At 72.0% G+C, this 22,214-nt stretch carries 18 protein-coding genes; 4 read left to right on the top strand and 14 right to left on the bottom strand.

Annotated features, from left to right (window positions below; genetic code table 11):
- Positions 1-31 precede the first annotated feature (31 nt).
- From HNR20_RS01465 to HNR20_RS01505, 9 genes are all read right to left on the bottom strand, one after another.
- Positions 32-2,818, bottom strand: a complete 2,787-nt coding sequence (locus HNR20_RS01465; protein WP_184175726.1) for an AAA family ATPase — start codon at positions 2,816-2,818, stop codon at positions 32-34.
- A 64-nt stretch (positions 2,819-2,882) separates the two neighbouring features.
- The gene (locus HNR20_RS01470) at positions 2,883-3,494 is read right to left on the bottom strand and encodes a TetR/AcrR family transcriptional regulator (RefSeq protein WP_184175727.1); all 612 of its coding nucleotides are present in this window, start codon (positions 3,492-3,494) and stop codon (positions 2,883-2,885) included.
- Between the two features lie 94 nt (positions 3,495-3,588).
- Positions 3,589-4,356, bottom strand: coding sequence for an SDR family oxidoreductase (locus HNR20_RS01475; RefSeq protein ID WP_184175728.1), 768 nt, complete (start codon positions 4,354-4,356; stop codon positions 3,589-3,591).
- 147 nt (positions 4,357-4,503) lie between these two features.
- Positions 4,504-5,790, bottom strand: a complete 1,287-nt coding sequence (locus HNR20_RS01480) for an ABC transporter substrate-binding protein (protein WP_184175729.1) — start codon at positions 5,788-5,790, stop codon at positions 4,504-4,506.
- An 85-nt stretch (positions 5,791-5,875) separates the two neighbouring features.
- Positions 5,876-6,988 (bottom strand): branched-chain amino acid ABC transporter permease, encoded by a 1,113-nt coding sequence (locus HNR20_RS01485; RefSeq protein ID WP_184175730.1) that lies wholly within the window; start codon positions 6,986-6,988, stop codon positions 5,876-5,878.
- Positions 6,985-7,863 (bottom strand): branched-chain amino acid ABC transporter permease, encoded by an 879-nt coding sequence (locus HNR20_RS01490; protein ID WP_184175731.1) that lies wholly within the window; start codon positions 7,861-7,863, stop codon positions 6,985-6,987. The genes HNR20_RS01485 and HNR20_RS01490 overlap by 4 nt, the downstream gene beginning before the upstream one ends.
- Positions 7,864-7,893: 30 nt before the next feature.
- Positions 7,894-8,616: an ABC transporter ATP-binding protein gene (locus HNR20_RS01495; protein ID WP_184175732.1), complete on the bottom strand. Its 723-nt coding sequence runs from the start codon at positions 8,614-8,616 to the stop codon at positions 7,894-7,896.
- Positions 8,613-9,398 carry an ABC transporter ATP-binding protein gene (locus tag HNR20_RS01500; RefSeq protein WP_184175733.1) on the bottom strand — a complete coding sequence of 262 codons (786 nt, stop codon included), beginning with the start codon at positions 9,396-9,398 and terminating at the stop codon, positions 8,613-8,615. The genes HNR20_RS01495 and HNR20_RS01500 overlap by 4 nt, the downstream gene beginning before the upstream one ends.
- A gap of 141 nt (positions 9,399-9,539) precedes the next feature.
- Positions 9,540-10,430, bottom strand: a complete 891-nt coding sequence (locus HNR20_RS01505; RefSeq protein WP_184175735.1) for an alpha/beta hydrolase family protein — start codon at positions 10,428-10,430, stop codon at positions 9,540-9,542.
- A gap of 185 nt (positions 10,431-10,615) precedes the next feature.
- On the opposite strand from HNR20_RS01505, the gene HNR20_RS01510 reads away from it, so the two are divergent.
- Complete coding sequence (locus HNR20_RS01510) at positions 10,616-12,895, top strand: catalase (protein ID WP_184175737.1); 2,280 nt, start codon at positions 10,616-10,618, stop codon at positions 12,893-12,895.
- A gap of 70 nt (positions 12,896-12,965) precedes the next feature.
- Here the strand turns inward: HNR20_RS01510 and HNR20_RS01515 are convergent, their stop codons facing one another.
- Together HNR20_RS01515 and HNR20_RS01520 are read right to left on the bottom strand one after the other, a co-directional pair.
- Positions 12,966-15,005 (bottom strand): serine/threonine protein kinase, encoded by a 2,040-nt coding sequence (locus tag HNR20_RS01515; RefSeq protein ID WP_260321959.1) that lies wholly within the window; start codon positions 15,003-15,005, stop codon positions 12,966-12,968.
- Positions 15,006-15,197: 192 nt separating this feature from the next.
- Entirely contained in the window at positions 15,198-16,073 is an 876-nt protein-coding gene (locus tag HNR20_RS01520; protein WP_184175741.1) for an LLM class F420-dependent oxidoreductase, read from the bottom strand.
- Positions 16,074-16,221: 148 nt separating this feature from the next.
- Here HNR20_RS01520 and HNR20_RS01525 point away from each other — a divergent pair, with 148 nt between their 5' ends.
- The 3 genes from HNR20_RS01525 to HNR20_RS01535 are packed head-to-tail and all read left to right on the top strand — an operon-like array spanning position 16,222 to position 19,528.
- A complete protein-coding gene (locus HNR20_RS01525) occupies positions 16,222-17,370 on the top strand; it encodes an acyltransferase family protein (protein ID WP_184175743.1) in 1,149 nt (382 codons plus the stop codon).
- Complete coding sequence (gene alr, locus HNR20_RS01530; RefSeq protein WP_184175745.1) at positions 17,367-18,509, top strand: alanine racemase; 1,143 nt, start codon at positions 17,367-17,369, stop codon at positions 18,507-18,509. Before HNR20_RS01525 ends, alr begins: the two co-directional genes overlap by 4 nt.
- On the top strand, positions 18,506-19,528 hold the full coding sequence (locus HNR20_RS01535; RefSeq protein WP_184175747.1) for a D-alanine--D-alanine ligase family protein: 1,023 nt from the start codon (positions 18,506-18,508) through the stop codon (positions 19,526-19,528). Before alr ends, HNR20_RS01535 begins: the two co-directional genes overlap by 4 nt.
- A gap of 19 nt (positions 19,529-19,547) precedes the next feature.
- Here HNR20_RS01535 and HNR20_RS01540 read toward each other — a convergent pair whose 3' ends face one another.
- The 3 genes from HNR20_RS01540 to HNR20_RS01550 are packed head-to-tail and all read right to left on the bottom strand — an operon-like array spanning position 19,548 to position 22,203.
- Positions 19,548-20,051, bottom strand: coding sequence for a hypothetical protein (locus tag HNR20_RS01540; protein WP_184175749.1), 504 nt, complete (start codon positions 20,049-20,051; stop codon positions 19,548-19,550).
- Complete coding sequence (locus HNR20_RS01545) at positions 20,048-21,511, bottom strand: ATP-binding protein (protein ID WP_184175751.1); 1,464 nt, start codon at positions 21,509-21,511, stop codon at positions 20,048-20,050. The genes HNR20_RS01540 and HNR20_RS01545 overlap by 4 nt, the downstream gene beginning before the upstream one ends.
- Positions 21,508-22,203, bottom strand: coding sequence for a response regulator (locus HNR20_RS01550; RefSeq protein ID WP_184175753.1), 696 nt, complete (start codon positions 22,201-22,203; stop codon positions 21,508-21,510). The genes HNR20_RS01545 and HNR20_RS01550 overlap by 4 nt, the downstream gene beginning before the upstream one ends.
- Positions 22,204-22,214 lie beyond the last annotated feature (11 nt).

The raw sequence follows: 22,214 nt of genomic DNA on the forward strand, positions 1-22,214 counted from the left end.
CGTCCAGAGCGGACGGTCACCGGCCCCTCGGTCACCGGTCGGAGGCCAACCCGGCGTGCCGCTCGGCGGCGAACGCGCGGGCCAGCTCGGTGCGCGAGCGGATGCCGAGTCGGTGGAACACGTTGCGCAGATGGTGGTCGACCGTACGGGTGGACAGGAACATCCGGGCGGCGATCTCCCGGTTGGTGGCGCCCTCCGCGACCAGCTCGGCGATCCGCAGTTGCTGGCCGGTCAGCAGCCGCGCCGCCGGCAGGTCCGGTGGACCGACCGACTCCCCGGCCGCCCGCAGCTCCGTGGTGGCCTGCTCGGCCCAGCACGCCACCCCGAGCAGGCCGAACATCTCGCGGGCCTGGTGCAGGTGCGTACGCGCGTCACGAGGGCGTCGGCTGCGCCGCAGCTCCTGGCCGAAGAGCAGCTCGGTACGGGCACGCTCGAACGTGCCGGCCTCCGTCGGGTGCAGCCGTAACGCCGTCTGGAAATCCCGTTCCGCGTCGGCGCCACCCCGGGGTGCGAGCAACGCGTGGCACCGGGCGGACAGGGCCCGGCGTAACGGGCTCGCGGTGCTGCTGGCCCACCTGTCGAACACGGCGAGCGCGGCCGTCGCCGCCGGTCGGTGCGCCAGGTGAGCCGCAGCCTCCACCAGATATGGGGTTGCCATCACCTGCACCAGGACCTGACCGCGACCGGTGCCGAGCCGGGCCAGCGACGCCAGCCGGTCGGCGGCCTCGGCGTGCCGGCCGTCGATGAGGTCGAGCACCGCCAGTGCCCACCCGGCGAGCGCGTGCGGACGGCTGCCCGGCGTCGGCGACTCGCCGATCTCGCGGAGGTGCCGCAGGCTGGTGTCGCGGTCGGCCCGGATCGCGGCGAGCACGGCGAGCATGCCCAGGTGGACGCTGGCGCAGTTGACCTGGCCCGAGGCGCGGGCGACCCGTAGCCCGTCGCGGGAGGTCTCCGCCGCTGCCTCGTGCCGGCCCAGCCAGTACTCGGCGACCGCCCGCAACTCCAGCGCTCGGGACAGCACGGACAGCTCGCCCCGCTCCCGGGCCAACCCGACGGCGCGATCGGCGAGCCGGTGCGCCGCCCCGTCCACGGCAACCACCAGGCCGGCCGCCGCCGCCGAGTTGAGCGCGGTGGGGGTCAGCGCCGATCCGGTCAACCGGCCGCCCAGCACGACGGCGCGCCGCAGCGCGGGGCCGGCCCGCTCATGGTCGCCCCGCAGGGTCGCCGCCACCCCGGCGACCAGACAGCCCATCAGCTCCACGGCCGGTGGGTCGGTCGGTCGCCGCAACGCCAGCGCCCGCCGGCCGACCTCGGCGTACCGGTACTGGTCACCGGCGAAGCAGACCGCCTCGCCGGCCCGCACCAGCCCGGACAGCGCCAGGGCGCGATCGGTGCCAGCCACCGCGGTAGCGGCGGTCAGCAACGTGACCGACGCACCTGACGCACCGCCGCACCGCAGCTCCAACTCACCGCGCAGCAGGTCGGCGCGGCCCCGGACGGCCGGGTCCGTGCAGACGGCGCGGAGGCGATCGAGCAGTAGTCGGGCCGCGTCGGGTTGGCCCCCGGCCCAGGCGTAACGAGCTGCGGTCAGCAGGCGGGCGGCCGTCTGGGTGGGCTGGCCGCTGAGTTCTGCGGCCCAACGCAGCGCCGCCGAGGCGGTGGCCCAGTCGCCGACCCCACCGGCCGCCGCCTCTTCCAGCTCGGTGGCGAGGGCGGGGTCGGCACCCGCCGTCGCGGCGGCGAGGTGCATGGCCCGGCGCAACCGCTGCCCATCCGCGACCAGCACCCCGGCGAGCAGTCGGTGTGCCGCGCGGCGCTCGGCGAGTGGCGCGCTGGCCGCGATCATCGTGCGCACCAACGGCTGGGGGAAGGTGACGCCTCGCGGTTCGACGCGGACCAGCCCGGCGACCTCCGCCGGGGCGAGCGCCTCGACCTCGGTGCCGGCCGCCGCCGCGGCCCGGATCAGGGTGCCCGGCTCGCCGGCCTCGTCGAGCGCGGCGAGCAGCAGCACCCGGCGGGTGTCCGGTGGCAACCGGTCCAGGCGGGCCCGGTACGCGCGGCCCAGCGCACCGTCCGCCGGCGGTGCCACGGGCAGCGCCTCCTCTCCCCGCCACTGGGCCGGGCTGAGCACCTCGGCGAGGTCCACCAGGGCCTGCGGGTTGCCGCCGCCGATCGCGGCCAGCGCGGTCACCACCGACGCGGCGGGCCGCTCGGGCAGCCGGTCGGTGAGGACGGCGACGCTGCCCCACTCGTCGAGCGGCCGGAGCCGGTGCGCCGGTATCCCGTCGACGGTGACGGTGACGTCCGCGGTGAGCAGGACGACGACCGGCAGGTGTCGCAGCCGGCGGGCCACGAAGGCCAGCACCTGCGCGGTCTGCGGGTCACCCCGGTCGACGTCGTCCATGGTGGCGAGCATCGGACGGTCCCGGGCGGCGGCGGCGAGCAACCCGAGCACCGCCATGGACAACGTCAGTTGGCGGTCGGCCGGGCAGGTCTCCCCGGCCAGCGCACGCCGCAGCAGCAGGCGTTGCTCGTCCGGCAGGGCGGCGGCGCGGTGGAGCACCGGGTCGAGCAGGCGTTGCAGGCCGGCGTACGGCAGCGTGGCCTCCTCGGCCAGTCCGCTCGCGGCGAGCACGGTGCAGCCCTCGGCGTACCGGTGGGCGTGGCCGACCAGCGCGGTCCGGCCCGAGCCCGGCTCACCGTGCAGCAGCAGGGCACCACCGCCGCCGGTCACGCCGTCGAGCAGACTCCGGACAGCCTGCCACTCATCGTCGCGGCCACGCAGCACGGTTAGTTGCACTCTCGATGCAGTAACCATGCAAGTCAGTGTTACTCATCGGAAACCGAATGGAAAGAGGGGGCGATACCGGGTCGGGCCGGAATCAGTCGGCCGCGACCTCGGCGAGCAGGGCGCCCACCGTGCGGGTCATCACCGCGCGGGCCTGGTCCACGCCCAGCCCGAGGCCGTAGCGCAGCATCGACCAGGCCGGCCACATGCTCGCGGCCACCAGGGCGTTGAGCAGTTGCTCCCGCCCCTGGTCGGCCTGCGTCAGCTCGACGGCGAAGAGCTCCTCGACCTCGTCGCGCACCCGGTCGATGTGCTTGAGGCGGTTGCGGTGCAGCTGGTCGGAGACCGGCTCCCGCATCTGGGCGGCCCGCGCCGACGGTGTGATGAGTTGGAGCAGCCGGGCCCGTTGCCGGCAGTACGCGTCGACCCGCTTGGCCAGCGGCAGCCCCGGCGAGACCGGCCGATATGCGGCGTCCTGCTGGCGGAGCACCTCCGCGCCGCTCGCCTCGAAGAGCGTCTCCATGTCCTTGAAGTTGGTCCAGAGCGTCCGCAGCGAGATGCCGGCCCGTTCGGCGATGCGTTCCCCGGTCGGGCGGAGGTCGCCCTCGGAGATGAGTGCGAGATGCGCCTCGACGATGGCCGCGCGGGTGCGCTCGGCGCGGGCGGTGCGCCCGTCGACCCGGCCCGCGACCTCGACCCCGTCCATCCGCCCCCGCCCCTTCACCCCCATGGCGTCCCCCGACGCATCGCCGAGTCTAGACAGGCGGTGATCAGCGGCCCCGGGCCGACCGCCAGCGTCGTCATCCGGCTCGGCCCGACAGCGAGACGCCCCCGTCGCAGACGAGGGTCTGCCCGGTGATCCAGCCGGCGTCGTCGGAGGCCAGGAAGGCGACCGCGCCCGCCACGTCCGGCGGCAGACCGAGGCGACCGAGCGGGTACCGCGCGGCGACCTCGTCCTCCCGGCCCTCGTAGAGGGCGGCGGCGAAGTGGGTCTTCACCACGCCGGGGGCGACCGCGTTGACCCGGATCGTCGGCCCCAACTCCACGGCGAGGCTCGCGGTGAGGTGGTTGAGCGCGGCCTTGCTCAATCCGTAGAAGGCGATGCCGGGCGACGGGCCGAGCCCGGCGATCGACGAGACGTTGACGACGCAGCCACCGCGCTCGGTCATGCCGGCGGCGCAGACCTCCTGCACCCAGCCGAGCGTGGCGACCACGTTCACGTCGAGGATCTTGCGTGCCGCCGCCAGGTCGAGCCCGACCAGCGGGCCGTGCACCGGGTTGATGCCGGTGTTGTTGACCAGGAGGTCCACCGGCCCGAATGCGGCGCTGACCTGTCGCACGGCGTCCGCTCGATGCTCGGGGTCGTCGGAGCGCCCGGGCACGGCGACGGCGTACTCCGGCCCGCCCAGGGCGGCCACCGCCTCGCCCAGCGCCTCGGGACGCCGGGCGGTCAGACCGACCCTGGCGCCCTCGGCAACGAGGCGTTGGGCGATGGCCAGGCCGATGCCTCGACTGGCGCCGGTGACGATGGCGACACGATCAACGAGCCGGCCCTTATATGCATTCACGGTGCAGATAGTAGGAGGGCTGATCGGTGTCGGTCAACGCCTCGGACGACAGCCCGGAGACACCACCCCGGGAGCGCGCGCAGCCGTCCGACCGGGCGTGGTCACGCGCGACCACGCCCGGTCGGACGCCAGGTGTACGACAGTTCCTCAGGAGACGGTCGGCACCCCGTTCGCCGGTGGCGCGGCCGGCGTGGCGGTGTACTCGTTGACCGCCCCGTCCGCCTCGTCGGTCTCGTACGCCGGCCCGAAGTAGCTCTGCACTCCCCCGCTCACCTTGCTCAGCCGCTGCCCGCCGTACCCGGAGTGGTCCTTGGCGGAGAAGCGCAGCGGCACGAGCCCGGGGCCCTGGAAGCCGCCCTTCTGCACGGCCTCGATCACCTTCTCCCGGGTGAGGTCCTTGCCGGCGGCGAGCAACGTCTGCACGAAGAGGTAGCCGACCGACATGCCGTAGACGGTGTTGCCGTCGAACGGCGCGTCCCCGTTGTGCTCCTTGTTGATTTTGGTGAAGAGCTGGATCCACGGGTTCGCGGTCTCGTTCTGCATCGGCAGGTAGTTGGTGCCGACCATGCCCTCCAGCAGCGGGGCGGCCGCGCCGAGCTGCTTGGCCAGGGTCGGGTGGTCGGCGCCGACGTTGGAGACCAGCCACTGCGGCTTGAAGCCCAGCCGCGCCGCGGTGCCGATGGAGAGCGCGGTGAAGCCGGGCACCGTGGCGAGCACCACGACCTGGCATCCGGCCGCCTTGAAGGCACCGATCTGCGGCGCGACGTTGGTGTTGCTGGTGACGTAGGTCTGCTTGACCGCCACGGCCCCGGCGCCGAGCACCTTCTCCACGCCGGCCAGGCTGTCCCGGCCGAAGTCGTCGTCCTGGCCGAGGAAGCAGACCTTCTGGCCGGCCAGGTTCGCCTTCGCGTAGTTGGCGAGGATCTTGCCCTCGACCGTGTAGTCCGGGTTGAACCCGAACGTGCCGGGATACTTGTCCGGCTGGTCCCAGCTGCGGCTGCCGGAGGCGACGAAGAGGTCGGGCACCCGGTTGCTCTTGAGGAAGTCGAGCACCCCGGTGTGCGTCGGCGTCCCGAGACCGTTGAGGATGGCGAAGACCTTGTCCTGCAGGACGAGCTGACGGACCACCTGCTGGGTGTTCGCCGGGTTGTAGCCGTCGTCCATGATCTTGTAAGTGATCTTCCGACCATGCACGCCGCCGTTGGCGTTGACGTAGTCGAAGTACGCCTTCGTCGCCGGCGCGATCTTCGAGTAGCCGGCCGAGGCCGGACCGGTCAGCGGCATGTGCGTGCCGACGGTGACCTCGGTGTCGGTGACTCCCGGCACCGATGCCCCGCCGGGACCGGAGCCGTCGTCACCGCTGCAACCGGCGGCGGTGACCAACAGGGCGATGGTGCTGGCGATCGCGAGACCACGTTGTGCCATACGGTGCATGGGAAACACCGACCTTTCTCGGTCCGGTAATTGAGGGAACGGTGTGGTGGTGGTGTGCCCGGCGGGAGGCCGGGCGGGGAACAGCTCAGGAACGCCGGGCCGACCATCGGGCGAGCAGGCCCCGGCCGAGACGCGACAGCAGGCCCTGCACCCCGCCGGGTGCGGCGATCATGACGACGATCAGCGTGAGCCCGAAGATCGCCAGCGGCAGGTTTCCCTCCAGCCGCTGCGCCACCGCGGGCGAGAGCGTGAGCAACTCGGTCACGGAGTGCGTGAGGTCGGGCAGGGCGACCAGCAGCACGGCCCCCCACAACGCGCCGGTGAGGCGACCGAGACCGCCGATCACCACGGCCATCAGCAGGAACAGCGACAGGGTCAGCGAGAACGCCCCGGGCGAGACGCTCTGCGCGAGGACCGCCAGCAATGCCCCGCCGAGCCCGGCGGTGGCGGCGCTGACCACGAATGCGAGGACCTGGGTGCGGGCCACGTGGATACCGGCGAGGCGGGCCGCCACCTCGTCGTCGCGGACCGCCCGGAAGGAGCGCCCGTACCGGCTGCGGATCAGGTTCGCCAGCAGCAGCAGGGCGAGCAGGGTGGCCGCGCCGGTGAGCCAGAGCTGCCACCGCTCGTACGGGAAGTACGGACCGAGCGACAACGGTGGTGGCTCCACCGGCACCGACAGCCCCTGCTCGCCGTTGAACACGCCGTCGAAGGTGACGGCCAACGCCGGCACGACGATGGCCACGGCGAGGGTGACCCCGGCCAGGTAGGGGCCGCGCAGCCGGGCCGCCGCCACACCGACCACCGCGCCGACCGCGACCGTGCTGACGATCGCCGCGCCGAGCGAGAGCGGCAACAGCCAGCCGCCGGTCATCCCCCGGTCGGCGAACGCGTTCTGACACAGGGCCACGGTGTACGCCCCGGTGGCCATCAACGCGCCGTGCCCGAGCGACAGTTGACCGTTGAGCCCGGTGAGGACGGTCAGCCCGGCGGTCGCGCAGAGATAGGCCGCCACCGTGGCGAGCTGGAAGTTGCGGAACGGCTCGACGGCGTAGCTGACCGCCACCAGCAGCAGCCCGACGGCGAGCACCACCGCGAGGTGACGCAGCAGGGTGGAGCCGAGTCGACGGTCGACCGGTCGGTCACCGGTGTCGGCCGGCCGGTGCTTCGGCGGCAGGGCCGCCCTCGTGGCGCTCACACCCGCCTCGCCGCGACCGGGGCGAACAGCCCACCGGGCCGGACCAGCAGCACCGCCAACAGCAGGACCAGCACGGCGAGCGGCGTGAGGTCACTGCCGGCGTAGCCGCTCACGTAGGAGAGCAGCAGACCCACCACCAGACCGCCGACCACCGCCCCTGGTGGACTGTCCAGCCCACCGACCACCGCCGCCGTGAACGCCGAGACGAACACCAGGTCCATCGCGTGCGGATGCAGGCCCAACTCGGTCGGCATGACCAGCATGGCGGCCAGCGCGCCCACCCCGGAGGCGAGTGCCCACCCGAGGGTCAACATGCCACCGACGTTGACCCCGAGCAGCCGGGACACCTCGGGAGCGAAGGCCGCCGCGCGCATCCGCAGCCCGACCGGTGTACGGGCGAACATCCAGGCCAGGCCGCTCACCACCACCCCGATCGTGGCGAAGACGAACAGGTCGTACGGCGACAGCACGGCGACCCCGCCCACGGTGAGCGCGGACCGAGAGAACGGCGCCTCGGCGGGGCGGAACTCGTTGCCGTACACCATGCCCAGCACCGCCTGGATCAACAGCACCAGGCCGAGCGCGACGATCACGGGGTTGAGGTGCGAGGCGTGGTCGACGTGCCGCATCACGACGCGGTCCACCAGCGCGCCGAGCAGCAGTCCGGCGACGATCGCGACCGCGAAGCCCAGCCAGTAGGAGCCCGTCGTGGTCGAGACGGTGTAGGCGACGTACGCGGCGGCGACGGCCATCGCCCCCTGGGCGAAGTTGACGACCCGCGCCGCCCGCCAGATGAGCACCAGGGCCAGCGCGAACGCGGCATACACCGCGCCCCGGGACAGGCCGTCGATGGTGAGGAAGACGAAGCGGTCCAACAGTCCTCCCTCCAGGGGACGAGGTGGTGGTCAGAAACCGAGGTAGGCATGGCGCAGGTCGACGTCGTCACGCAGCTTCGCCGCCGGGGCGGCGATCACCACCCGGCCGAGGGACATCACCACGCCCTGGTCGGCGACGGCGAGCGCGCTGCGGACGTTCTGCTCGACCAGCAACACGGTCAGACCGGTGCTGTCGCGCAACTGGCGGAGCAGGGCCATGGTCCGGGCGACGACCCGCGGCGCCAGGCCGAGCGACGGCTCGTCGAGCAGCAGCAGGCGGGGTCGGCCGACCAGGGCCCGGCCGAGCGCGAGCATCTGCCGCTCACCGCCGGAGAGCTGGTGACCGAGGTGCCGGCGGCGTCGGGCGAGGGGCTCGAAGAGCTGGTAGACCTCGTCGAGCGCACGACCGGCGTCGGCCCGGTCGCGCCGCCACAACCCGCCGAGCCGCAGGTTCTCGTCGACCGTCAACTCGCTGATCACACCCCGCCCCTCCGGCACGTGCGCCATGCCGCGCCGGACGAGCTGCTCCACGGGCGTACCCCGAAGCTCCTCGCCGGCGAGGAGCACCTCGCCGGCCGCCGGGCGGATCATGCCGGAGAGCGCGCGCAGCAGAGTTGTCTTGCCGGCGCCGTTGGCACCGACGACCGCGGCGATCGTGCCGGCCGGGACGGTGAGGTCGATGGCCTGCAGCACCGGCGCGGCGCCGTAACCAGCGACCAGCCCGCGCACGACGAGCAGGTCCGGCGCGCTCATGCGACCTCACTGTCGACTGCGGCGCCCAGGTAGGCGTCGGTTACCGCCGGGTCGTCGCGGATCGCGTCCGGAGCGCCGGTGGCGATCACCCGGCCGAAGTCGAGCACCACGATGTCGTCGCAGACGGCCATCACCAGGTCCATGTGGTGCTCGACCAGGAGCACGGCGCAGGGATCGGTGTCGCGCCGGGGCAGTTGGCGGATCAGCTCGGCCAGCTCGGCGATGTCGTCGCCGCCGAGGCCACCGGCGGGCTCGTCGAGCAGGAGCAGCCGGGGCCGGGCGGCGAGCGCGCGGGCCAGGGCGACCCGCTGGCGTACGGCGAAGGGCAGTGTGGTCGGCGCGGCCTCGGCGTGGTCGGCGATCCCCAGGCCGTCGAGGATGTCCAGGGCATGTCGACGCAGCCGGCGCTCGTCGCGGTCGCTCGCGGGAAGCCCGAGCAGCGCCGAGACGAAGCCCGCACGGGCGGTGTGCACGGCGCCGGTCATCACGTTCTCCAGCACGGTGAGCCCGGCGAAGAGCCCGGTGCCCTGCAGGGTCCGGGCGATGCCGAGCCGGGTCAGCTGGTGCGGCCGTGGCCGCAACGGCCGGCCGTCGAGGGTGAGCGCACCCGTCTCCGGCGCGACGAAGCCGCAGATCACGTTGAAGAGCGTGGTCTTGCCGGCGCCGTTGGGCCCGATCACGCCCACCACCCGGTTGGGTGGCACCTGCAGTGAGACGTCGTCGAGGGCGGTGAGGCCGCCGAAACGGACGCCGATGTGGTGCAGTTCGAGGCCGCGCTCCATCACCCATCCCTCTGTCGTGGCGGGTGTTATTTACACTCGCAGTGTACGTTTCTCGGGTATCGCGTCAAGACCCTTCGATGCCGGCGCCGTCCACACGTGAAAGGGGCGGTCGCCGCGTGGCGACCGCCCCTTCGACCACGGTCAGGCGCTGGGGCAGGTGTTGCGGTACTCCTCGATCTGCGAGCCGCTCGGGCCCGGGCAGAGGAACTGCTCGTAGCGGGTGTCGTCGTCGACGAACCGCTTCAGCCAGGCCACCATCTGCCGTGCGGTCGGCGTGTTCGTCGTCTGCGGGAAGAAGTGGCTCGCCCCGTTCAGCTCCAGGTACGCCTTCTCGGCGGAGGCCGGGATGCTGTTGTAGAACGGCACCGAGTGCGACGAGACCGGCGCGACGGTGTCGCTCTCGCCACCGATGATCAGCGTCGGCACCCGCAGTTCGGACCAGCTCTTGTCCGTGTTCCACGGCGCGAGCGGCACCGCGGCCTGCAACGACGGCCGGGACGAGGCCGCCTCGAGGCTGCCCCCGCCACCCATCGAGTGACCGGCCACCGCGAGTCGACTGCTGTCGATCCGGGTACGCACCGAGCTGCGCTGGGTCAGGTAGTCGAGCGCGGCGAGCAGTTGCCGGCCTCGGCTGTCCGGCTGGTCCAGGCGGCTGTTGGTCTCGATGCCGATCACCACGAAACCGTGCGAGGCGATCCGCGGCCCGAGCCAGCTGATGCTGGACCAGGCGGCGGTGTAGCCGGGCGAGATGGCGATGGCGCCGAAGGTGCCCTCGCTGGTGCTGGTCGGGTAGTAGATGACGCCGCCGCCGAAGCCGGTGACGCTGAGCGACGACACGCTCTGTGAGGCCGTGGCGAACGGGCCGCGACTGGCCTCCAGGATCGCGGTGGTCGGGGCCGGGCCCCGCTCGTACGGGCCCGCGGCCTGCGCGGCGCCGGTCGGTCCGGCCAGGACGACGCCGGCGACGAGAGTGGCGGCCAGCGCGAGCCGGGCGGCCACGGAACGGGGACGGGTGGTGGTAGGTGACGACACGTCGGGCACTCCCTAAAGTCGAGGGATATCGACGTCCGTCAGTTTTGGCCCTCTCCGCCGATCCACGCATCGGTGAAATCACCAGTCCCGGCCGAGGATGCCGAGATCAGTTGTGTTTCGAGCCTCTGACCAGGGGTAGCAGGGCAGTCGCCTGCTCGCACACGCACCATGGAGAGGTTCGTTCAGTGGATTCAAGCAAGCCCGCCGAGGCGGTCAAGAACGCCGTGAAGACCGCCTCAGGAAAGATCGCCGACGCGCTGACCCCGGAGGTCCCCGGCGCGCCGGGAAGTGCGCCACCGACCGTCGAGGAGCCGACGACGCCGCATGATCCGCTGCCGCCGAAGCCGGAACAGGGGGCACCGCGGACTCGGACGCCGACCGGTGCCGAGACCGGAGCGCCGGCGACCGCGAACGGTCAGCAGGGCGCCTACCTGACGACCGCGCAGGGGGCGCGGCTGCGCGACACGGACCACTCGCTCAAGGCCGGTCCACGCGGCCCGGTGCTGCTGCAGGACCACCACCTACGCGAGAAGATCACCCATTTCGATCACGAGCGCATTCCGGAGCGCGTGGTGCACGCCCGCGGCGCCGGCGCCCATGGCGTGTTCACCGCGTACGGCACCGCCGAGGCGGTCACCAGGGCCGGCTTCCTCAAGAAGGGGCGGGAGACCGACGTCTTCGTACGGTTCTCCACCGTGCTCGGCTCGCGCGGTTCGGCCGACACGGTCCGCGACACCCGCGGCTTCGCGACGAAGTTCTACACCGACGAGGGCACGTTCGACCTGGTCGGCAACAACATGCCGGTGTTCTTCATCCAGGACGCCATCAAGTTCCCCGACATCATCCACGCCGCCAAGCCACACCCGGACCGGGAGATCCCGCAGGCGCAGAGCGCCCACGACACCTTCTGGGACTTCGTGTCGCTGCACACGGAGGCGCAGCACCACACCATCTGGAACATGTCCGACCGGGGCATCCCGCGTTCGTACCGCACCATGGAGGGCTTCGGCGTGCACACCTTCCGCCTCGTCAACGAGGCCGGGGAGACGGTGCTGGTCAAGTTCCACTGGAAGCCGAAGCTGGGTGTGCACTCCCTGACCTGGGAGGAGGCCCAGATGCTCAGCGGCATGGACCCGGACTTCCACCGTCGGGACCTCTACGACGCCATCGAGGCCGGCGCGTACCCCGAGTGGGAGCTGGGCATCCAGGTCCTGCCCGACACCCCCGAGGAGACCTTCGCCGACATCGACCTGCTGGACCCGACGAAGATCGTGCCGGAGGAGCTGGCCGAGGTGCAGCCCATCGGGAAGCTGGTCCTCAACCGGACGCCGACGAACTTCTTCGCCGAGACCGAGCAGGTCGCCTTCCACCTCGGTCACCTCCCGCCGGGCATCGACGTCACCAACGACCCGCTGCTGCAGGGTCGACTCTTCTCGTACGTCGACACGCAGCTCACCCGCCTGGGCGGGCCCAACTTCTCGCAGATCCCGATCAACCGCCCGCATGCCGCGGTGAACGACATGCTGCGTGACGGCTTCCACCAGCAGGCCGTGCACGCGGGCGTCGCGCCGTACCGGCCGAACTCGCTCGACGGCGGCAACCCCTTCCCCGCCGGCGACGACGAGCACGCGTTCCTCGACGTGCCGGTCACGGTCGCACAGGCACCGAAGGTACGGGCGAACCCGGCCTCGTTCGACGACCACTACAGCCAGGCGCGCCTGTTCTGGCTGAGCATGTCGCCGGTCGAGAAGGAGCACATCATCCGGGCGTACACCTTCGAGCTCGGCAAGTGCTACCACCAGGCGATCAAGGAACGCCAGTTGCAGAGCCTCGCCAACATCGACCCCGTCCTCTGTGCGGAGGTCGCCACCGGTCTGGGCCTGCCCGCTCCGCAGCCGACCGAGCCGCTCGCCGACGTCACGCCCAGCCCGGCGCTGTCGCAGGTCGGCGGGGAGTGGCCGAGTGACGGCCGTACGGTCGGGATCGTCGTCGACCCCGACGGCGACCTCGATAGCATCGACGAGGTGCGGCGGGCCGTGTTCGAGGCCGGCATGGTGCCGCTGCTGATCGCCCCGCACGGCGGCCTGGTGGGTGACCTGCCGGTGCAGCGCACCTTCGCCACCGGCCGGTCGGTCGAGTTCGACGCGGTCCTGCTGGCCGGAGCGCCCGCGCCCGCGCCGGATGCCGTCCCGGCCCCCGACGCCAAGGCGGCCAAGGCGGGTAAGGCGGCAAAGGCGGGCCCGGCAGCCGTGGATCCGCGCGTGCTGCTCCTCGTCGAGGAGTGCTGGCGGCACGCCAAGGCCATCGGCGCCTGGGGCGCTGGCGTCACCGTGCTGGAACAGGCCGGAGTGGCCGGCACCCCCGGCATCGTGACGGCGGGCTCGGGTGCCGAGGCTCTGACGGCGGTGCGGCAGTTGATGGCCGCACACCGGGTGTGGGAACGGTTCCCGGCCTCGGTCGCCTGACCCGACCGGTCAGTGACGAGGGCTGTCCTCCGCTTCGCCGGGAGGGCAGCCCTCGTCGCTCGTCATGCCGCTATTTCCTGGTCCATTGCAGATGGCTGCTGGCGCTGCAACTGCGCTGCTCGATCAACGCCCCGTTCGCGGTGCTCTGCCCGACCGTGCCCAGGCACATTCCGCTGTGCGCGTTGACCAGTTGGCGGCCCTCGTTCAGGGTGAACTGCTGCGCCGGGGTCGTGTTGCAGGTGGTCAGTTGGATCGCCGCGCCGGCCTCGCTGGACGCGCCGAGCACGTCCAGGCAGCGCCCGCCCAACTGCACGCTCCCGTCCGGTCGCATCGCCCAGAGCTGGTTGCGGGCGCGGTCGTCCCGGCAGTCGGAGAGCTGGAGCCGGACCGGGTCCGGTGAGTCCGGCGCTGAGATGTCCAGGCACCTGTTGCTCGCCACCCCGACGAGCTGGTAGCCGGACCGTGCGGGCGGCGCGCTCGGCGTCGACGACAGGCGAGGATCGGGCTTGGCGCTCGGGGTGGCTCCGCCCACCGCCGACGCCGCCCGGAAGCCCGCGGTGACCTTCCGGAACGCCTCCGCTCCCGCCGGCCAGCCGGCCTCGGGCGTCAACCAGGCGATGCTGTAGCCCTTCCGCTTCGCCGTCGTGAAGGTGCGCTGGCGGGCATGCATCGCCGTGCCCGCGTCGCTGCGGAAGACCCATTCCAGGTCGGCGGCCTTGAGCTGATAGTTGACCGCGAGCAGGTCGACCCGACGGTAGTCGCGGTACCGCTCGCTGACCGTGGGGCCGCTCAGCTCGGCCACCGGATCGCTGTGCGGGGAGTCGGTCGCAGTGACGACGAGCATCCGTTCGCCGTCCGGCTCGTGGAACTCGACCTGCTGGCCATGCCGGACGACCTGCCAGTCGCGCGGTGCCGGCACCGTGAAGCCGGTGTCGTCCCGGTAGACCGACCACGAGATCGGCGGGAGCGCGCCGGCGGTCGATGCGGCGCTCGGCGTCGACGGCACACCTGCGGCGGTGGCGTCCACCAGCTCGGCCCCGCTGCCCGTCACACCGGACTGGCGGCGGTTGGCCAGCGGAATCCCGATCGCCAGGCCGAGCGCGACCAGGACCGCGGCACCGCCGAGGAGCAGGGTTCGCCGTCGGCGGGCCGGGCCCGGACCGGCACCGTCCGCTGTGGCTCCGGCCGACGGCGGGGGTACGTCGTGCACGCCGACCGGGTGTGGCGCGGTCTCCGCCGCCCCCGGCTGAGGCACGGCGGGCACCGGACGCCGCGTCACCGCGACGGACTTCGACGTGCCGTGGAGCGCCGCACGGAGCAACTGCTCGGCGGTCTCGGCGTCCATCCGTTCGGCCGGCTCCTTCTGCAGCAGGCCGGCCAGCACCGGTGCGAGCGGTCCCGCGCGCTGCGCCGTCGGCGGTGGTTCGGTGACCAGCGCGGTGAGGCTCATCAGGCTGGACGGCCGGGCGTACGGCGACTGACCCTCGACTGCGGCGTACAGCGTCGCGCCAAGCGACCAGAGGTCCCCCTCCGGGCCCACGGTGCCGCGCATGGCCCGCTCCGGAGAGACGTACGCGGGCGAACCGAGCACCACACCGGTGAGGGTGAGGTTCACGTCCTCGACTGCGGTGGCCAGGCCGAAGTCGGTGAGCACGATCCGGCCGTCCGTGCCGACGAGGATGTTGGCCGGTTTGACGTCACGGTGCATGATCCCGGCGCGGTGGGCGGCGCGGAGCGCGCCGAGCACGGCCAGCCCGATGGCGGCTGCCCGCACCGGTGGGATGGGGCCTTCGGTGGTGATGGTGTCGTGCAACGAACGGGACGGCACGTACTCCATGACGATCTGCGGATCACCGTCGACGCCCAACAACACATCGAAGACCCGGACGACATTGGCGTGGTCGAGCTGCGCGATCGCCCGTGCCTCCCGAAGGGACCGGATCCGCAATTCCTGTCGCGCCTGATCGGTGAGGCCGGGCGGTGGGACGATTTCCTTGATAGCGACGTCCCGCTGAAGCATTCGGTCGCGGGCTTTCCACACTCGACCCATTCCGCCTTGGCCGAGGAGCTCCAAGACTTCATACCGATCGGTAACAAGAAGCGGTAACATCTGCGGCACCCGGAGAGGCTACCTGGCCCACCGGGCGCGCAATTTTCGACGGGCAGAGCAGGGCCGCCAGGTGACCCAGGTCATTCCCTTCCGGGCACATTCTTTCCGGAGCCCGAGCCGTTGCGGGGACTGATAGTCCATCCGGAGTTCGCTCTTTGTTCACAGTGGCCGCCCGCACCGGCGCAGCAGGGATCAGCCGATCTCGGCCAACCGGGGCAGCACCTCGTCGCCGAGCCGCTGCGCGAACTCCACCGGGTGCCGATCCGGGGTGACCTGCACCTCGGTCACGCCGAGCGCGGCGTAGTCGGACACCTCGGCGAGGAATCCGTCGGTGTCGTTCAGTGGCGACCGGGAGGCGACCACCGTCTTCTCGATGGCGTCGTAGTCGCGGCCCTCGGCGGCGCAGTGCCCGCGCAGCACGTCCAGCTTGCGTGCCACCTCGTCGGCGCCCTTGTCGGTGCCGAAGAGATTGCAGGCGTCGGCGTACCGGGCTACCAGCAGCAGGGTCTTCTTCTCGCCGCCGCCGCCGATCATGATGGGCGGACGCGGACGGCTCACCGGCTGCGGCGAGTTGATCGTCTCGGAGAGCTGGTAGTGCCGGCCGTCGAACGGCCCGTTGTCGTCACTCCACATCTGCAGGCAGATGCGCAGCGTCTCCTCCAGCCGCTCGAACCGCTCGGCCATCGGGACCACCGGTACGCCGAGGCCGCGCTGCTCCCGCTCGTACCAGGACGCGCCGATGCCGAGGCGGGCACGCCCGCCGGAGAGCACGTCGAGGGTCGACACGGTCTTGGCGAGCAACCCCGGGTACCGGTACATCACGCCGGTGACCAGCACACCCAGCGTCATCCGCTGAGTCTTCGCCGCCACGTATCCCAGCGTCGTGTACGCCTCCAGCATCGGTTCCTCGGCCGAGGCCACCGCTTCCATCTGGAAGAAGTGGTCCATCACCGTGAACGAGGCGACGCCGGCCTGGTCGGCGATGGTCGCCGCCTCGGCCAGGGTCGGCGCGATCGTGGTCGGATCGGCGGGGGTCGAGTAACTCCAGTAGTGCAGCCCGAGCTTCATGTTCGGCACCTCCGGATCGAGCCTAGTGGCCTGCGAGGTCCGCGGTGCGCTCCTCGGCAAGGCCTGCCAGCCGGGCTGGGCGCGTCCATTACCGGTTCATGACAATTCGTGGATCACGCGCGGATATCCGGCTGGCAGCTTCTGCTGAGTGATCCAAGAGCTGTCTTCCACCGAGTTCCGGCCCGTCGAAAACGAACCTGACGCGACGCGTGTCCGGTTTCGTCACCGCTACCGGACCGGGACCACGCCGTCCGCGCAACGGTCCCGGCGCGCGGAATGGGCCGATGCCGCGAAGGGCTTCTGCATCATCCTCGTCGTCCTGTGGCACGTCGTCGTGAAGGACTACCTGCAGTTCGACTGGCACGTCGGCGTACCGGTGCCGGGCCTGTGGGGAACGCTGGGTGAGCAGTTCCTGCCGCTGCGGATGCCGCTGTTCTTCACCATCTCGGGCGTCTTCGCGGCGAACGCCGCCCAGCGGCCCTGGCGGGTCGTCACCCGCAGCCGCGTCGCCGGGTTCCTCTACCTGTACGCCGTCTGGCTGCTGATCCACACCGCGATCCTCGCCGCCGCTCCGGAGCTGCCGACCGACCGCGCCACCTCGACTCTCGGCCTGTTGGAGCAGCTCACCATCACGCCGTCCAACCTCTGGTACCTGTACGCCCTGGCGCTGTACTTCATCATCGCCAAGGCGACCCGTCGGGTGCCCCGGGCGCTGGTGCTCGTACCCGCCGCGGTGCTGTCCGCCGTCGCCGCGGCCGGCCTGCTCGACACCCCGGGCAACCGCGCCGGCCTCTACCAGAATCTGATCTTCTTCCTCGCCGGTCTGTACCTGCGGCCGCAGATCCATCGGTGGGCGGCCACCGCCAGCCGACGCCGCCTGGTGTTGACCTCGGGCGCCTACCTTCTCGCGCTCGCCGCGATGGCGGTGGCCGGCGCCCAGCAGTGGTTCGGCGTGTGGCCGGCGGTCTCCGTCGTGGCAGTGATCTTCGGCATAACCGCCGCTGCCCGGCTGGCCCGGTGGCCTGTCCTCAGCAATCCGCTGGCTAGGCTCGGCCGCATCACACTGCCGATCTACGTCATCCACATGCCGGTCCTGGCTCTGCTGCACCGGCTGTTGCTCGTACCGGTTTCCGGGCTGAGCCGGCCCGCTCAGGGTCTGATCGTGCTCGGTTATCCGGTTCTGCTGACCGGGCTGGTGATCGGCCTGAGCCTGGGCATCCACCGCGGGTTGTTGGCGGCGCGCGCACGCTGGCTGTTCGCGCTTCCCGGCTCCCGCCGGGTGGAGGCGACCGGATGAGCGCCCTGGCCGAGGCGATGGTCGACCTTGACGCGATCGCCAACAACGTGCGGGCGATCACGGCGATCACCGGCACCGACCTGATGGCCGTGGTGAAGGCGGACGGGTTCGGCCACGGCGCGGTGCAGGTGGCCCGTGCCGCGCTGCGCGCCGGCGCGAGCTGGTTGGGGGTGACCTCGGCGGCAGAGGCGTTGGCCCTGCGCGACGCCGGTGTGACCGCGCCCACGTTGAGCTGGCTGCACCGGCCGAGCGAGGACTTCGGTAAGTTGATCAACGCTGGCGTCGACGTCGGCGTGTCGACGACGACGCACCTGCACTCCGTCGTCGACGCGGTCCACCTGCTCGGCGTGCCAGCGATGGTGCAGCTCAAGGCGGACACCGGGTTGTCCCGCAACGGGGCTGCCGGGGACGACTGGCCCGAGTTGGTCGGTTGGGCCCGCAAGTACGAGCAGGAGGGCGGGATCCGGGTGCGCGGGGTGTGGTCCCACCTCGTCGACGCGGACATGCCGGGCACCCCCGAGTTGGACCGGCAGGTGGCGACCTTCGAGGAGGCGCTGCGGGTCGCGCGCTCGGCCGGCCTCGACCCGGAGCTGGTGCACCTGGCCAACTCGGCGGCCGCGCTGTCCGCACCGCGGACCCGCTTCGACCTCTGCCGGATCGGGATCGCGCTGTACGGCGTGGACCCGTTCGGCGCGAGCGGTCCGGGTGAGTTCGGGCTGCAGGCCGCGATGACCCTGCGCACGAGCGTGGTCAACGTCAAGCGGGTGCCCGCCGGCACCGGTGTCTCCTACGGTCCCGAACATGTGACCGGCGCGCCGACCACGCTGGCGCTGCTGCCGCTCGGCTACGCCGACGGGCTGCCCCGCGTCACCGGTGGCCGCGCCGAGGTGTGGCTCGGCGGCCGGCGGTGCCCGATCGTCGGGCGCATCGCCATGGACCAGTGCGTGGTCGACGCCGGGGACCTTCCCGTGACGATCGGTGACCCGGTCGTGGTGTTCGGCCCCGCCGAGGGCGACCAGACCCCACCCACGGTCGTCGAGTGGGCCCGCTGGGCGGGCACCAACCCGCACGAGATCTTGACCGGCATCGGGCCCCGGGTGGCCCGCGACCACCTCCACGAAAGGGCACGGATTTCATGACTACCCGACTGGCAGTGCTGTACGGCGGGCAGAGCGGCGAGCACGAGGTGTCCTGCCGCTCGGCGGCGAGCATCCTCGCCAACCTGGACCGTGAGCGGTACCAGGTCACCGAGGTGCTCATCGACCGTGACGGCGGGTGGCATGTCGACGGCAAGCCGATGCCCCTCCCCCAGGCGTTGCGTGTCCTGCGTACCCAGGATGTGGTGTTCCCGGCCCTGCACGGCCCCTACGGCGAGGACGGCACCGTGGCGTCACTGCTGGAGTGGCTCGGCGTGCCGTACGTCGGCAACGGCGTCTTCGCCAGCGCCGCCGGCATGGACAAGGGCGTCACCAAGCGGCTGCTCGCCGCGGAGGGCCTGCGGGTCAGCCCGGGGGTGACGCTGCGGGCCGGCGAGGAGCTGTCGCCCGAGGATCGGCGACGGCTGGAGCTGCCGGTCTTCGTCAAGCCGGCTCGGGCCGGTTCCAGCCTGGGTGTCGTCAAGGTGAACGACTGGGAGGGAGTTCCCGCCGCGCTGGAGCAGGCCCGCCAGGTCGACCCGAAGGTGCTTGTCGAACAGGGGGCGCGAGGGCGCGAGATCGACGTGGCCGTCCTCCAGCACCCGGACGGCCGGGTGCAGGCGGGCCCGCCGCTGGAGATCCGGGTGACCGGTGCCGGCTTCTTCGACTACGACGCGAAGTACGACGGCGGGGCGGTCTTCCAGATCCCCGCCCCGCTCGACGCGGCGACCACCGAGGTGCTGCAGGACCGCGCGATCCGCGCCTTCCACGCCCTGGACTGCCGTGGACTGCTCCGGGTCGACTTCTTCCTGCCCGCGGAGGGGTCGCCCGAGCCCATCGTGAACGAGGTCAACACCTTCCCCGGGTTCACCGCCGCCTCGCAGTTCCCCCAGATCTGGCAGACGGCCGGCCTCGGGTTCGCCACCCTGATCGACATCCTGATCGCCGGCGCGCTGGCGGACCAGGACCAGGCCCGCTACAGCGGGTTGCCCCGGCAGGCACGAGCGGTCAACCTGGTCTGAGGCGGTGGTCGCCGCCCGGTCACTTGATCGGGCATGGCCGAGGCGGTCGGGCGCCGTCGGGCCCGACGATGGTGACCGGGGCGAAGTCGTCCGCCAGGCCAACCTGGGCCGCGGCGTCGGCCACCGTGCAGATGATCTGGTCAGCCGCGTTCGCCGACAACGGCTGGGCCGCGCCTGTCGTCAGCGCGATGAGGCCGGCGGAACGGTCGGCGCCCGCCCCCACCTTGACCGGGCCGAGCTCGACCGGCACCTCGGTGGTGAGACCCTGGCCGCGTTCGTTGTCGTCCGGGCCGGCCGCGAGCAGTGCGACGGCGTTGGCGGGCGAAGCGTCCGCCTTGGCCGGGCGGAGGACCAGCACGAGTTCGCCCTGCGCCAGCAGGTAGAGCCCGGTGCCCACCGACGGGCCGCTGACCGCGGAGCGACCGGTGATGACGCGGCTGGGCCGTACCCCACAACCCGCCGCGAGCAGCGTGAGGAGCAGCGCACCGGCGAGCAGCGCGCGGCCCGTCCGCCGGCCGGTCACCGGGCACCTCCGGCGTCCGCCAGGTCCCGGGGCAGGCGGAGCGTGAACACCGCGCCGCCACCGGGGCCGTTACCCGCGACGAGGCTCCCGTGACGCTCGCCGTGGCGGTGCAGGCGCGCGTTCTCCCAGGAGATGGCGAGGCCGAGGCCGCTGCCCTCGGACCGGGTTCGCGCGGTGTCGGCCTTGTAGAAGCGGTCGAAGACGTGCGGCAGAACCTCCGGGTCCAGTCCCGGCCCCTGGTCGCTCACCTCGATGGTGACCCAGTCCGGGTCGGCGCTCAGGCGCAGGGACACCGGCTCGGCACCGTGCCGGAAGGCGTTGCCGACCAGGTTGGCGACGATGACGTCCAACCGACGGGGATCGAGCCGCGCCACGATTCCGGGGGGCAACTCCGCCCGTACCCGGTCGACCCACCCCCGGATCCGCAGCGTCGCGGTCACCGCCGCGGCCACGTCCACGTCGTCCAGGGCGAGCCGCGCGGTGCCGGAGTCGAACCTGCTGACCTCGATGAGGTCGTTGACCAACTGGGTGAGGTTCTGCGTCTCCTGGCTGACCAGGCGTGCGGCCCGGCCCGCGTCCCCGGGCAGGTGGTCCGCCTCCTCGTCGAGCACGTCGGTGACCGCCGTCATCGCCGCCAGTGGCGTACGGAGTTCGTGCGAGACGTCGGCCACGAAGCGGCGGGCGTCGGACTCCATCCGCCGCAGCTCACCGACCTGCCGCTCCAGCGTCCCCGCGGTGTCGTTGAAGGTCCGCGCTACATCGGCCAACTCGTCGGCGCCCCGGACGGTCAGCCGGGTGCTCAGGTCACCCTCGCCGAGACGGCGTGCCGCCCGGCCCAGGTCGCGGACGGGTCGCAGCACACCACGGGCCGCCAGCAGGGCCAGCAGGACGGCGAGGATCAGCGACAGGCCGCCGGTCAGCCATGCCCGGGTGGCGAGCCGGTCGATGCTCTGCTGCTCGGGCACGAGGCTGCGCACCGAGTAGACCTCCAGCCCGGACGATCGGGAAATGCCGCCGGGCCGGTCGAGCTCCAGCTGGGTGCCGATGAGCAGCATGGGTTGCCCGTCGAATGAGACACGTTGCCAGGCGATCAGGCCGTCGCCGACCTCCTGCCGCAGCTCGGGGGTGAGCGGGTCGGGGTCCGGCCCGGTACTGCCCTGCGACCGCATGTCCCGGTAGACGACCACCGCGGAGCCCTCCCGGTCGGAGAGTCGCTGGGCCAGCAGGTTGAGTTCGTCCTGGGTCGGCGGGAGATGGGCGATCGGGTAGACCTTGGTGAGTTGGTCGGTCAGCGACATCACCGCGGCGTCCTGCGCCTGCTGAAGGATGACGGTTCGGGCCTGGAAGTAGCTGCCGCTGGCCACGGCCGCCGTGGTCGTCACGCCGAGCAACGCGAAGGTCAGGATCAGCCGGACCCGCAGACCCAGGATTCGGGCGCCGGCCCAGCGCCACCGTGTCACAGCGGCCCGAACCGGTATCCGAAACCGCGCACGGTCTGGATGAAGAGCGGCGCCGACGAGTCGGCCTCGATCTTGGCGCGCAGCCGCTGGACGCACGCGTCCACGAGCCGCGAGTCGCCGAGATAACCGTGCTCCCACACGGCCTCCAGCAGTTGCTGGCGGCTGAGCACCTGCCCGGGCGTGTGCGAGAGCTCGAGCAGCAGGCGCAGCTCCGTCGGCGCGAGGCCGACCGGCGTCCCGTCCAGGCTGACCACCAGCGCGGCCCGGTCGATGGTCAGGGCGCCGTGCCGTTCCAGGCCGGCCCGCTCGCCACCGGTGCGCCGCGACTCGCCACCGGTCCGTCGGAGCACCGCGCGGATGCGCGCCTCGAGCACCCGGGCCTGCACGGGCTTGACCACGTAGTCGTCGGCACCGGCCTCCAGACCCGCCACCACGTCCATGTCGTCGTTGCGGGCGGTGAGCATGATGATCGGCAGGTCGCCGAGCTGCCGGATCCGACGACACACTTCGAACCCGTCCATCCCGGGCAGCATCAGGTCGAGGACCACGACGTCGGACGCGGTGCTGCGCAGCCGCTCCAGCCCCTGCTCACCGGTCTCCACCGCATGAACCGTGTGGCCCTGTCGGGTGAGCGCCAACTGCAGTCCGTCGCGCACCGTCTGGTGGTCTTCGATCAGCAGGACCTGGGACATGTCGTCAAGTA

This window comes from Micromonospora parathelypteridis, from assembly GCF_014201145.1.
GTDB classification, from domain to species: domain Bacteria; phylum Actinomycetota; class Actinomycetes; order Mycobacteriales; family Micromonosporaceae; genus Micromonospora; species Micromonospora parathelypteridis.

What these genes read in the sequence shown, in the direction of transcription:
- alr (WP_184175745.1), top strand. Translation starts at nt 17,367, where the DNA reads ATGAGCGCCCTGGCCGAGGCGATGGTCGACCTTGACGCGATCGCCAAC.
- HNR20_RS01535 (WP_184175747.1), top strand. Translation starts at nt 18,506, where the DNA reads ATGACTACCCGACTGGCAGTGCTGTACGGCGGGCAGAGCGGCGAGCAC.
- HNR20_RS01550 (WP_184175753.1), bottom strand. Translation starts at nt 22,203, where the DNA reads ATGTCCCAGGTCCTGCTGATCGAAGACCACCAGACGGTGCGCGACGGA.
- HNR20_RS01500 (WP_184175733.1), bottom strand. Translation starts at nt 9,398, where the DNA reads ATGGAGCGCGGCCTCGAACTGCACCACATCGGCGTCCGTTTCGGCGGC.
- HNR20_RS01520 (WP_184175741.1), bottom strand. Translation starts at nt 16,073, where the DNA reads ATGAAGCTCGGGCTGCACTACTGGAGTTACTCGACCCCCGCCGATCCG.
- HNR20_RS01515 (WP_260321959.1), bottom strand. Translation starts at nt 15,005, where the DNA reads ATGTTACCGCTTCTTGTTACCGATCGGTATGAAGTCTTGGAGCTCCTC.
- HNR20_RS01495 (WP_184175732.1), bottom strand. Translation starts at nt 8,616, where the DNA reads ATGAGCGCGCCGGACCTGCTCGTCGTGCGCGGGCTGGTCGCTGGTTAC.
- HNR20_RS01470 (WP_184175727.1), bottom strand. Translation starts at nt 3,494, where the DNA reads ATGGACGGGGTCGAGGTCGCGGGCCGGGTCGACGGGCGCACCGCCCGC.
- HNR20_RS01480 (WP_184175729.1), bottom strand. Translation starts at nt 5,790, where the DNA reads ATGCACCGTATGGCACAACGTGGTCTCGCGATCGCCAGCACCATCGCC.
- HNR20_RS01465 (WP_184175726.1), bottom strand. Translation starts at nt 2,818, where the DNA reads ATGGTTACTGCATCGAGAGTGCAACTAACCGTGCTGCGTGGCCGCGAC.